Source organism: uncultured Dysgonomonas sp. (assembly GCF_900079725.1).
Taxonomy (GTDB): Bacteria; Bacteroidota; Bacteroidia; order Bacteroidales; family Dysgonomonadaceae; genus Dysgonomonas.
The window spans coordinates 1,805,710-1,818,998 of the sequence record NZ_LT599032.1 but is presented as its reverse complement, the minus strand read 5'-3'; the positions used below and the strand labels follow the sequence as shown (position 1 = coordinate 1,818,998).

Here is a 13,289-nt window from a genome sequence, read left to right as displayed (position 1 = left end):
TCTTGTTTTATTACAGGTCTGTATACTGATTAACTACATGCCACGGGTTAATAGATACATCTACGGAAATAGATGCCTGAAAATCAATTACTACCTGAAGAGTGCGCCCTTCTTCTGCGACGAGAGGATTTCCCTCATTATCTAATGATGCACGATATATGCAGTTTTCTCCTTTATAAATTTCGACTTCTACCCGTTGAGTTCTGTCAGACGGAAATGTATTGAATAATGGTGATACCAAATAGTCATTTTCGTCGAAAGATATATCCGGCGCATAAGTTGCATCGCCACCTTCTAGCTCACCATCTACAAGTGAATATGTGTCGCTTGTACCACGTACCTGTATGGAGAAATCTTCATCGGTACCTCCTCCGGCCCATTGTCTAAGGCGTTTGGCTATTACTATGATACTCGATACCTTGCGCTTTACGGGGAAGGTGATGCTTTGTACTCCGGTACTGGAGTCGAGTCCTATTTTTCCTTTGCCATGAAACAATTCTTCAGGGCTATTATATAAGTTTGTTGTTTTGGTTTTGCCTCCATTGGGTTTTAGCCATACCTTTAATGGAGACTCTATGTTATGCTTATTTTCATCCAGATCATCTACTTCTGTGCTTTCGCATGCTATCGTATTACACCATACTACGGCTGTAAGATGGCTTTGTCTGGGATATTCGAGTATGATGGGCTTACGCGATTTTACAATGCTTATAGGAATAGGGATGCTGTCGATAAATGTATTTTTACTGCCGAATAAATACAGAATGACATCTTTTATAGCATCTGTTTCTGTAATGTCGTTATTTTGACCATCCAGTACCCTGATTATGATTTCACCCCTATTATTACAATCCGCGTCATCATCCCTAACGCATCCGGCAGTCAATATCAGCAGGGAAATCATGCATATGATTGATTTGTATTTGAATAATGTGTTCATCTGTATTTATTTTTCTATTCTGATACTTTTCACTAAGGAATATCAATCCGGACAAAACAGTTATCCGGATTGATATATTATTACAGGATAATTTAGAATTCTACATTCTGATTTACGTATTTCCAGTCTTCTGCTGTAACTGTTACCTCACATGGGGCAGGTTCCGGCATATCTCCGGGATCTGTTCCACCCTTTCGTGTTATTGTTACAGTAAGATTATATATCGTATTGGAATTTATACCTGTGCCGATGGATGGAGACCCTTCAGGATCAGTGAAGCTAATGCCCAAGCCTTTACGGTTTACTTTAACTGTATAATAAACAGTTTCTTCTGCTGGGGCAAGAGTTATTTTGTTCGATACAAATAAGCCTTTGATTACAAGTAAGGTCTCTGTACCTTCTGTTTCTTCTGCAATCACATTTGGCCCAGCATAGAAGTATAGTTTCTCATCTGTCGGATAAGGTTCTTCTGCGGTAAACTTATGTCCCCATCCGTCTGTAAATGTATAATCTCCCTGTCCAACTTCAAATGGATTTTTATATTCGGGAGTAGCGGTACCCGGAATATTATAGTTTGTGTTTACATTCATCAAAAATACTTCCTGTATAGTAAAGTCTGCATTAGGAGTAGAGCCTTCTGTAAATTTAATATCCACTTTTGCTAGGTTAACTCTCGCTGCCAAACGCCTTATTGTTACACTAACCGGATTTTTACTGGCATTATTTGTAGCAGATAATGTTTGTGTAACAACTGTCTGATTAGCCATCACAAGATTATCGCTAGCCTCAGTTGGTGATAATGTCATCACTTTTGCCAGAGCTTCTGCCCGGCTCATCCCTTTATAGAAAACTCCTTCAGGGGCATTTGCTATAACAAGGAAATCCCTCTCTCCGGAAGTGGTATTATCAATTGTGATTGATTTTACACCTTCCGTATCGGTCAAATCACCTTTAATCACTTGGCCGTCCATTGTACCGTCACTTGTTTTAAAAACGAGTACAGTGACGTCATTAATTGTTGATTCTTCCAATGCCAGAGCATCAAAATCGCCGGTTATGGATTTTGAACTGGCTGCCGGAACAATTTTAAGCTGTACTTTGGTTTTTACACCTTCTTCTACACCTCCGGAAGTGTCGTCTTCGCTGCTACAAGCAATAAATCCCATACTTAGCATGGCGATGAATAAATAATTAAATACTTTCATAATCATAAAAAATTAGTTAGAAATAGTTTATTTGTTCAAATCAATAGGTTATCTATTAATTTTGTATCTGGTTTAATGTTCGAGAAACTCATTAAGCTGTACCAAGTTATTGGCAGACTGCTTAACACCGTTGTTTGCCGCTTTTATAAAATATTCTTTTGCTTCGTTATATTTCGTTTGAAGGCTCTTTACTATGCCCATATTGTTCCATGCGGTTGGATGATGCTTCACCTTTTCAAGCATTTGGGATGCTTTTGTTATATTTCCCCGGCTTATGTTTATTGCAGCGGCATTGGTTACGGCTTCTACATTATCGGGGAATGTGCTGGCTGCTATGATGAATATCTCATTATAGGCTTCCGATCCTTTCGGGAATGTATTTGCTACCAAATACATCTCTTCGATACTCAATGCCTTCGGATTTGTTTTTATTATCTGTTGTGCTTTATTTATATCGAATGGGCTAACTGTATATTCTACAGTACATACATTTCTTCTCAACTGGGGGAATATTTCTTTTAATAATGTGTTATAAATTGTTCCGCTGTTTATCTTCATTATTTGTCCTTCGCGGCCTTGGTGAACATCTACAGTGCGTATAATATCTAATATTTTATCTTTATTTTCTATCTGATATGTCTCCAGTATTTTCACTAAGCCATCCCAATCTTCACCTTTCCAGTCCAGCGTGAATAGGTTTTCATCCAGTATATAATTTTTCCGTAGATATTCGATCAGAGACTTTGTCCTGGCTTCGGAGAGCTCCTTATTATATTGGTAAGTGCCTTCAGGCGAAGCATAACCGGTAATGTTTATACCTGTAAAGCTGAAGTCGTCACTGTTAACAACTTTTCGGAATATGGATGTGAATTTTTCGAGTTCGGAAGAATTATTTTCAAAGTCGGGATGGATAATAGAACAATCTGCCTTATGGCTGAGATAAAGCTCTATTACTTCCTTCCTGTTTTTAATCGGTTCAGCTTTAGGTTCTACATAGTTGGTTTGATATATAGGTTCCAAAGGGTTCTCTGTGATAGATGAAATTAATAAACGTTCAACTTTGTTCAGATCGCAAAATGCACAACCCTGAACTTCTTCCTGTAATGTCAGGGTTCCTTTCTCCATCCATTTTTCGAAAGGGGTACTCATGTTATATGTTATTTTCTGAGGTTCTCCGTTATTTCTCCTGACAACGGTATCTGGTTTAGTTTCGAAGATATGTTTGTCTTTTAAGGCTAATGTCCGGCTTAAGGATTTATATCTGTTATTTCCGGATACGACTATCGGAGCTAGTTTTTTTGTTATATCCTTGCTTGCCGATTCTATCACAGGGCTAAGGATTAACATATGTTCCGATTTTAATTGGAGTTTATCCAATATAAGTTCCAGATTGATGTATAACCTGTTATCTCTTTTTTCAGCAACTTCATGTACTGTAATTTGTTTCCCATACTCCGTTTGGGCTGTTGTAACGGATGCGATAAGAAGAAGTACAAGCATATATAGATATTTCTTTTCCATAATCGTTATCCTTGCTTTATTTGATTATATAGACAATGCTTAATGCAAATTTTGTGACACCGAAATAGTTATGCGAGCCTGATTTTTTCCATTTTCCACAGGTTTCACAATCATACTCATCATATTTGATATGGGCATATCCTACTCCGATATTGGCTTCCAGATTCCAGTGGTTGCTGAGTATCCACGAATAACCGTAAGAAAGACCTCCTCCCAGAAGCCATCCTTCATAACGGTTGTCTTTAAATATAGATAAATCACTTCCCAGAAATTTCAGAGATGTATCTATATTTCCCACATTATATTCTCCACCATGAAAATGAAGTCCGAGGAAATGACCATTAAATTTTTCACAAAACCAGTATTTCGCCTCTGGTTGTATAATCCAGTGTTTCCACTTCATATTATCAGAGAAGGTCCAAGGATTATAATTTCCTGAAAGTTCTAAAGACCATTTGTCGGCTATACCTCCTTCCACGCCCAGATTGATAGTTGTCGTTATATCCGAAAATAAGTTTGACTTGATGGCCAGCTTTTGGGCGTAAGCCGGAGTAATGGACAGAGCCATAAATGTAAATACCACTAACATTCTACTCATCTTGCACTTCATTGTATATTCATTATATAGTTTCTTTTCGACCTCTACATGCTGTTGTATTTAATTCTCATATCAAGGAATTAAATTATGTTCCGGGCAAGATTTTGTAGATTTGAGAGTATTCGGATAGAGAAGCAGAGATATTATCGTCGTGCTGCTATGATAATATTCAGATGTCAAAATTAAAGGATCATATATATGTTTTAAAGTAAATTAAGATTAATCTGATGCTTATTTATACTGAAATTCAGTTTCTTATTCTGAATGTATATACTGAGAAATGTCCCATGCAAGAAATCCGGATAAAAAATGATGCTGAGAAATGCTGCTTTTTGCCAATATTGGAAATACTGCCGTACTCTATAGTATATTTGTCTTTTGATATATGCAATACAGATAAACATTGTCTTTGAAAATAAAGTTGTAATTTTGTGCCACTTCAACTCATCGCTGAAGCATCATAATATGAATTATAAGATAATAAAGCTAAAACCTAAGAAAGAAGAATCTCTGAGACGCTTTCACCCATGGATATTTTCGGGAGCAGTACAGCAAAAAGATAATGATCTCACCGAAGGAGAGGTGGTTTCCGTCTATACAGCCAGTAACGAATTCATTGCCGTAGGGCATTATCAGATCGGAAGCATTGAGGTTCGCGTCCTGTCTTTCGAAGAAGAGGAGATCGATCCTGATTTTTGGCAAAAGCGTTTGAAGTCTGCTTTAGAACTGAGGAAGTCGATAGGATTGCTGTCTGCTGATAATGATTCGTATCGTCTTGTTCATGGCGAGGGTGATGGCCTTCCCGGACTGATTATCGATGTATATGCCGAAACTGCTGTCATACAATCGCACTCTGTGGGTATGCACGAATCGCGGATGATGATCTGTGACGCGCTAAAGGTTGTAATGGGAGCTACGCTGAAGAACATATACTATAAGTCTGAAACGACATTGCCATATAAAGCCAATCTGGGAGCGGAAAATGAATATCTGTTCGGAGGAAAGGATGTCAATGAGATTGCTTCTGAAAACGGTCTGAAGTTCTATCCCGACTGGGTAAAGGGACAAAAGACCGGCTTCTTCGTCGATCAGCGTGATAACAGGTCATTACTGGAGTGCTATGCCAAAGACCGTTCGGTACTGAATATGTTTTGTTATACTGGTGGATTTTCATTCTATGCCATGCGTGGAGGTGCAAAACTGGTACATTCAGTCGATAGTTCGTCAAAAGCGGTGATGCTGACGAATAAGAATGTAGAGATTAACTTCCCTGATGATAAGCGGCACGAGGCTTTTGCCGAAGATGCATTCAAATATCTCGGCAGCATAAATAAAGGCGATTACGACCTGATAATACTCGATCCTCCAGCCTTTGCAAAACACCGTGGAGCGATCAAGAACGCATTGCAGGGATATAAACGATTGAATGCTGTAGCCTTTGATAAAATTGCCCGGGGGGGAATTGTCTTTACCTTTTCCTGCTCGCAGGTAATAAGCAAAGAGGCATTCCGTCTGGCTGTATTCAGTGCGGCTGCCATGTCCGGCAGGAAAGTGCGGATACTACACCAGTTGAGTCAACCGGCCGACCATCCTATCAATATATATCATCCGGAAGGGGAATATCTCAAAGGGTTAGTATTGTACGTGGAATAAATGATGACGACACGATATGAGAAATATAAAGGAGCCTGTTATTATAGCAGGCTCCTTTTTGTATGAGGTGGTTTTTTGATTACCAGGCGAATAATGGATATTCTTTCATAATTGAATTTACTTTCTCACGAACAGCCTTTACTGTCTGCTCATTTTCAGGATTTGAAAGAACGGTATCTATCATTTCCACGATCTCAGCCATCAGCGGTTCTTTCGCCCCACGTGTAGTGATGGCAGGTGTTCCGAAACGAAGCCCTGAAGTAAGGAAAGGACTACGGCTATCGAATGGAACCATGTTCTTATTCGTTGTGATATCCGCTTCTACAAGCGCTTTTTCAGCCAGCTTACCGGTCAGCTCGGGGAATTTAGGACGAAGGTCTATTAGCATAGAGTGATTGTCCGTACCGCCCGAAACTACCTTATAACCTTTATCTATAAATGCCTGAGCCATAGCTGCTGCATTTTTCTTTACCTGTGTCTGATATACTTTATATGAAGGGTCGAGTGCTTCTGCAAACGAAACGGCTTTAGCAGCAATCACATGCTCCAGTGGACCTCCCTGTATTCCCGGGAATACAGCCGAGTCGAGCAATGCAGACATCATACGCACTTCGCCTTTAGGCGTTTTCTTACCCCATGGATTTTCAAAATCTTTACCCAGTAGAATTGCGCCACCACGAGGCCCACGAAGAGTCTTGTGTGTGGTAGTCGTTACTATATGCGCATGAGGTAGCGGGTTGTTTAGTAATCCGGCAGCAACAAGCCCGGCAGGATGTGCCATATCTACCATAAAGATCGCACCTATTTCGTCAGCTATCTTACGGATTCGTGCATAGTCCCAGTCGCGGGAATAAGCCGAAGCTCCGGCGATGATTACTTTTGGTTTTTCTGTACGTGCAACCTGCTCCATTTGTTCGTAGTCCACTTGTTCCGTATCCTGACGCACATTGTATTCAAGAGCGTGAAACATAAGTCCTGAGAAGTTTACGGGTGAACCATGTGAAAGGTGACCTCCATGTGACAGGTTTAAACCCAGGAACTTATCTCCGGCCTGCATACAGGCGAGGAAAACAGCAGCGTTAGCCTGTGCACCCGAATGAGGCTGTACATTAGCCCATTCCGCGCCGAATATTTCTTTCAAACGGTCGATGGCCAGTTGTTCACTAAGGTCTACTATTTCACATCCCCCATAATATCTTTTCCCCGGATAGCCTTCTGCATATTTGTTGGTTAGGCATGAACCCATTGCCTCCATTACCTGTTGGCTGACAAAGTTTTCCGATGCGATCAATTCGATTCCTTTCAGTTGTCGTTGATACTCTCTTTCGATAATATCAAAAATGGCTGTGTCTCTTTTCATAAGCAAATGAAATTTTTATGAGGTGAAAAAATTAAGGTCGCAGACCTGTTTATATTTTGTAAATGCGGGAATTACACCTGCAATTATTGTTTATAGTTTTTTACGACCACAAAGGTAACACAAAAAACAATTAATAATTAAGAATGAAAAATTAATAATTAGCTTTTATCAATTAACAGAGACCATGTCTTATTACTTATTACTTACAACTTGTTAAAAAGTAACAAAGGTAACACAAAGAGCAATTAATAATTAAGAATGAAAAATTAATAATTAGCTTTTACCCTCTCTGTAGCCTCCCCTCGGGGAGAAACAACGTTCGGCGGAACGAAGTGTAGTCAATGGAGGAGCCATCAATCTTTCAAAGAGCTAACATTTATATACTATTTTGATATAGATAAACTTATTAATAGATAATCACATCCTAGTCCGTATCTTTCGACATGGCGCTGGGAGCAATACCAAAGTGTTTGGTAAAACAACGGGTAAAATATTTCGGATCATTAAAGCCTACTTCATAAGCTATTTCCGAAATGGTCTTATTGCCTTTACTTTTCAGTATCAGTTCTCTGGCTATGGATAGCCGGAAATCACGGATAAAGTGGCTCGGGGGTTGCCCCGTAAGTATTTGCATCTTTTTGTTAAGCAGGCTCTGGCTTACACCCATATCATTAACAAAGTTGCTCACATCATACTCTGTATTTGTATAATTCTCTTTTATGATTTCCATTGCTTTTTTGAGGAATTTTTCATCGTTCGAGTCTTCCGTGATGTTCAGTTCCTCTACATTCATATACAGACTAAATTTGCGTTGATATAGTTTGCGGATTTCCAGGATATTATTGATTCTCGTAAGTAGCAGTTCTTCATCGAAGGGTTTGGTAAGGAACTCGTCTGCGCCCATTTTATAACTGCCGATCTGCGTTTCGATCGACGTCTTTGCTGTTAACATCAAAAATGGTATATGGGAAGTAGACAGGTCGGACTTAACCTTCTGAGATAATTCGAGCCCATCCATAACAGGCATCATCAGGTCGCTGATGATGAAATCTATAGATGTTGCTTTCAATACCTTTAATGCTTCTTCTCCGTTTTCGGCCTCCACCACTTTATAATAATCGGATAATATAGAACAGATATATTTACGCATATCCATATTATCCTCTACAACAAGTATTGTTAATCGTTGTTCTTTTTGCTCTGTTGCAGGAATATATTCTCTGTTGCCGGCTACGGGAGGGATATAGTTTTCCGTGAATGACTGTTGCTCAGACGCAGATGCGGCAATGAGAGGTAACAATATACGGAACGAAGCTCCCTTTGTATGGTTGTTTTTGGCTGTAATACTGCCTTCGAGCAAGTTGACGATGTTTTTGCACAGATAGAGCCCGATGCCTGTACCACTTTGTCCGTAAACAGGGTATTTAGTGCGTGTGTCCGACTGGTAGAAGCGGTTGAAAATACGGTTGAGGTCTTCATCCTTGATACCTATGCCCGAATCTCGTACGCAGATATACAATTTATCCTCTCCGTCACTTCCTGTGATGGTACTTACATACAGAGTTACACTTCCTCCATCGGGTGTAAACTTGATGGAATTGGCCAGCAGGTTGGTTATCAGCTTTCGTATAGCTTCTTCATCAAACATTATGCGGGGATGTGACATCCTGTATATCCTTCTTATTTTTATACTTCGCTCATTTGCAAATGATTCGAACGGTATCAGAAGTTCATCCAGGAAATTGATGAGATTCCCCGCCGTCGGATTTACACTCATACTGTCCGATTCTACTTTCCTGAAGTCCATCAGTTGATTGACCAGTGACAGGAGATGTTTTGAATTGCGGGACACATATTGTAATTGTTCCACCACTTTAGGGTTGGTGCTTAACTTTAAAGCCCTTTCTATAGGCCCTATAATGAGGGTGATCGGCGTGCGGAATTCATGGGTGATATTCGTAAAGAAAGACATTCTGTCGGCCATGGCTTCCTGCACTTTTTTCGACATTCCTATCAATTGTTTCCGTTGATAAGAAATCTTTTCATTCTGGTCTACAAGAATGGTATTTTGCAGTTTTAGCTCTACCGCCTGTTCTTCCAGCAGTTTTTTCTGCTCTTCGAGTGCATGTGTCCGTTCCTCTACCTTTTTATGCAATATTTCGCGTTGTTTTTTCAACGAATTTATCCGCCATTTATATAATTGGATACCCAATACCAGTAGTAATATAATACATAAACTGATAAACCATACAGTCTTATAGAAAAACGGATGTATTTCTATTTCCAGCTCTGTTATGTTTTCGGACCAGTCCGAGGCCTTGGTCATGCACCTTACCTGAAGCCGGTAAGTGCCGGGGCTGAGATTTGTATAACTTACAAAGCGGCGGTTAGAAGGTACGTCTATCCATTTATCGTCAAACCCTAAAAGCCTGTATGAATAGGCAACTGTCGATGGATTGTCATAATCGAGAGCCGAAAATTCAATAGAAAAAGATTTATCCTGTTCATGCAGGTCAAGTTTTTTTGCGTAGCTGATATCCTCTTTTATGTAATTGCCGCTATTGTGCCACACAGTCTGATTTAGTATTTGAAGTTTGGTAAATGTTACCCCTCTCTGCTCTTTCGATGCATACCGGGAATTGCCTTGTAGTTCTGTAAGCCCTGTCATACTCCCGAAATACAGGTTCTTGCTGACAGGCGACTTGAAAGAAGCATTCCAGTAAAACTGATGATTGGCAAGCCCGTCATCTTTAGTATAGTTTACAAACCTGTCTGTCTGGGGGTTGAACGATGACATGCCCCGTCCTGTACTTATCCAGAGTAGTCCCTGCTCGTCTTCCAGTATCCCGAATACGGCATTGTTTACCAAGCCTTGTACCATCGTATATGTACGTGAGACATACTTCCCGTTTATTTCCTCTATCTTGCATATTCCATATCCGTTACTGCCTACCCATATTGTATTGTCGTGCGCCTGAAAGATACATGTGATATTTTTCAGAAACAGTTTATTGACTTCCTGTTCGTTCAGGGAAACAAATCGGGCTGCGAATTTTTTTGCAGGCTCATCATATGCATTGAGGTCTATCTGTATCAAACCTTCAGAGCAGCCCAGCCAAAGCCTGTTTTTTGTATCTATGGCACTGCCCAGTGTACCCCATATGTTTTGGTTCATATTTTCGGGTAAAGGAATTTCGAGGCTGTTATTCTGTATATCATACCAGTAAACCGCCCTGTTGGTCCCTATCCACATACCATTATTCACAGGGTCATATTTGAGGATTCCAATAAAACTGGAATTGGGATTTATATATTTATAGGAAATGGCAGGGAGTTTACTTTCATTCAGTATGCTTATTGCTCCACCCCATGTGCCTATCCATAAATTTCCGTCATAATCTTCTTCCAGTACACTTACGCTATTATGACTGAGTAATCCCGGACCGGCCATATAATGAGTAAAGGAAGACTCCCCTTTTTTCATCAGGTTCAGTCCGCCTTCCACACTTCCTACCCATAAGTTGCCATTACGTGTTTCCAGAATAGCATTGACAGGGTTAGGCGATATACTGCCCTTGTCGGAATTGCTATGGATATAATTTTTTACGGCCAATTTGCGTAAAGTCATTTTATTGATACCTCCCGATTCTGTTCCTATCCAGAGATTATCGCCATCAGCCAGCAAACAATTTATAAAGTCACTGTTTAGCGATTCTGCAGCACTATTATGAGTGATATGTTCGAATCCATCGGTAACGGGATTGTAAATGTTTAATCCCCGAAGTGTTCCTGCTATGATAGACCCGTTTACAATGTTTAGATCTGTAACCATATTCTGGGAAATGGAATATGGGTTCAGAGGATTGTGTAGGTAATGTGAAGGAGGCTGATTTATATCATTGTATCTGAACAGCCCGTCTTCTGTAGCCATCCATATTGTGTTATCTTTTTTCAGAATACTTGAGATAAAGAGATTGGATGATATGCTGAAATGTGTTGAGACGAGTTGTAAATTCAGCTTTCCACTTTGTCCTTCCGTTATTTTATAGACAGCACCGTCGTTTCCGGCCCATATTTCATTGTCTATTTCACTGATGCAGGTAAATCTATAAGGAGAGCCTTTTTGCACGGTTGTGTATATGCGCTGTATATTTCCTTTGGCATCGAATTCCAGTTTGTACATGTTTTCCGTCGAAACCACCCATATACAGCCTTTCCTGTCTTTGAATATTGTAATAGCCGGAGTGTTTAATACTGTATTAAGTAAATTATCTTTATACGATATGGTCGATTTCTGCATGGTCTTGAGATCTATGATGTCTATACCATTATTCGATGTTGTCCACAATCGGTTGAAATTGTCTTCCACGACCTTCCGTATAAAATTACTCTTAAGAAAGAGAGGTGAACTGTTTACATTGAAATTTATAAATTCATAACCATCATATCGAGACAAGCCTCCTCCCTGAGTAGCCACCCAGATAAATCCGTGACTGTCCTTGAATATGTCATCTACAAAATTTACAGGAAGTCCTTCATCTATGCTGATGGTACTGAATATATATTTTGATGAAATATTATTTTGTCCTGTAGCCTTCGATATGGACAATAGAGATATAATGATACTGCTTATTATTATAAGTGTATTTTTCATGTAAAATGATTTTGGTTGAGTAAAGTTAGTAATAAAAAATTAAAAATGTATTTTTTACACTTAAATACTATTTTGTCCACCTTTTATATTTAATTGTCCACCATCCTAAGGCTTTCATATGTATATATTTGTCAAAGAAATAAAAAAAGAACAATCAAAAGTTAACCTGATTCCAACCAAAGAATCTTGCTTTTAAATAACTAAGTAATAGACCGATTTTAATGATTGTTTTCGCATCATGACTTAATAACGTTGTATTGCTTACTAAAATAACAAAGGTATATGACCTTAAAAGTATTAAAAACCATGAAAATATTGAAACTTATCTTTCTTTTTTGTATTATTGTGTGTAATTTACACGGTTCGGTGCAGGATACGATTTTCCGTATAGCAGGCAACCCTGTTTTTACATATAAATATACAGCTGATCCTGCAGCGCTGGTACACAACGACAGGCTATACATATATGCGGGACATGACGAATGTCCTCCTCCTCATAATCATTATACACTGAACGAGTGGCTTGTATTCTCGTCGGATGATATGGTAAACTGGGCAGAGCACGCAGTTCCGCTACGGGCAAAAAATTTTACATGGGCAAAGGGTGAAGCATGGGCTTCGCAGGTTATCGAACGTGATGGAAAATTCTATTGGTATGTAACTGTAGAACATGGAACTATACCCGGCAAGTCTATAGGTGTGGCGGTCGCTGACAATCCGCTAGGGCCATTTAAGGACGCCAGAGGTTCAGCTCTGATAACTAATGATATGACTACAGCCTACACCTCGATAGGATGGGACGATATAGACCCGACGGTATGGATCGATGATGATGGTCAGGCATACTTGTTCTGGGGAAATACGCAATGCTACTATGCAAAACTGAAGGATAATATGATTGAACTGGATAGCCCGATAATGGCTGTCGATTTGCCAAACTTTACAGAAGCACCATGGATACACAAATACAACGGATGGTATTACCTGTCATATGCTCAGTATTTTCCCGAAAAACTGGGATATGCCATGAGCCGGAATATAAACGGACCTTGGGAATACAAAGGTATACTGAATGAGATCGCAGGCAATTCCAACACCAATCATCAGGCAATAGTCGAATTCAAAGGACAGTGGTATTTTATATATCACAATGGTGCAATACCGACACAAGGGGGGAGCTTCCGCCGTTCGGTCTGTATCGACCGCCTGTATTATAATGAAGACAATACTATAAAACGGATACAAATGACATCAGAAGGGGTTTTAGGCATTAAATAAGGTAGTGAGGATAAAGCCTGTATAGGTTTGTCCTCACTTTTGGATACCTCTCCTTTCTTAATAACTAATAATTCACAACT

General features: G+C 39.6%; 8 protein-coding genes. 2 read left to right on the top strand and 6 right to left on the bottom strand.

Annotated features, from left to right (window positions below; translation table 11 throughout):
* Positions 1 to 10 precede the first annotated feature (10 nt).
* The 4 genes from QZL88_RS07815 to QZL88_RS07800 all read right to left on the bottom strand — a co-directional run bounded on the left by QZL88_RS07815 (position 11) and on the right by QZL88_RS07800 (position 4,264).
* Positions 11 to 940 (bottom strand): FimB/Mfa2 family fimbrial subunit, encoded by a 930-nt coding sequence (locus QZL88_RS07815; protein ID WP_296939861.1) that lies wholly within the window; start codon positions 938 to 940, stop codon positions 11 to 13.
* Between the two features lie 92 nt (positions 941 to 1,032).
* On the bottom strand, positions 1,033 to 2,145 hold the full coding sequence (locus tag QZL88_RS07810) for a fimbrial protein (protein ID WP_296939859.1): 1,113 nt from the start codon (positions 2,143 to 2,145) through the stop codon (positions 1,033 to 1,035).
* Between the two features lie 72 nt (positions 2,146 to 2,217).
* Complete coding sequence (locus QZL88_RS07805) at positions 2,218 to 3,666, bottom strand: DUF3868 domain-containing protein (RefSeq protein WP_296939858.1); 1,449 nt, start codon at positions 3,664 to 3,666, stop codon at positions 2,218 to 2,220.
* 16 nt (positions 3,667 to 3,682) lie between these two features.
* Entirely contained in the window at positions 3,683 to 4,264 is a 582-nt protein-coding gene (locus tag QZL88_RS07800) for a DUF3575 domain-containing protein (protein ID WP_296939857.1), read from the bottom strand.
* Between the two features lie 465 nt (positions 4,265 to 4,729).
* On the opposite strand from QZL88_RS07800, the gene QZL88_RS07795 reads away from it, so the two are divergent.
* Positions 4,730 to 5,917 carry a class I SAM-dependent rRNA methyltransferase gene (locus QZL88_RS07795; protein ID WP_296939856.1) on the top strand — a complete coding sequence of 396 codons (1,188 nt, stop codon included), beginning with the start codon at positions 4,730 to 4,732 and terminating at the stop codon, positions 5,915 to 5,917.
* 79 nt (positions 5,918 to 5,996) lie between these two features.
* On the opposite strand, the gene glyA is transcribed toward QZL88_RS07795, so the two are convergent.
* On the bottom strand, positions 5,997 to 7,277 hold the full coding sequence (gene glyA, locus QZL88_RS07790; protein WP_296939855.1) for a serine hydroxymethyltransferase: 1,281 nt from the start codon (positions 7,275 to 7,277) through the stop codon (positions 5,997 to 5,999).
* A gap of 424 nt (positions 7,278 to 7,701) precedes the next feature.
* Positions 7,702 to 11,931: a two-component regulator propeller domain-containing protein gene (locus QZL88_RS07785; protein WP_296939854.1), complete on the bottom strand. Its 4,230-nt coding sequence runs from the start codon at positions 11,929 to 11,931 to the stop codon at positions 7,702 to 7,704.
* 306 nt (positions 11,932 to 12,237) lie between these two features.
* Here QZL88_RS07785 and QZL88_RS07780 point away from each other — a divergent pair, with 306 nt between their 5' ends.
* On the top strand, positions 12,238 to 13,209 hold the full coding sequence (locus QZL88_RS07780) for a glycoside hydrolase family 43 protein (protein WP_296939853.1): 972 nt from the start codon (positions 12,238 to 12,240) through the stop codon (positions 13,207 to 13,209).
* Positions 13,210 to 13,289 lie beyond the last annotated feature (80 nt).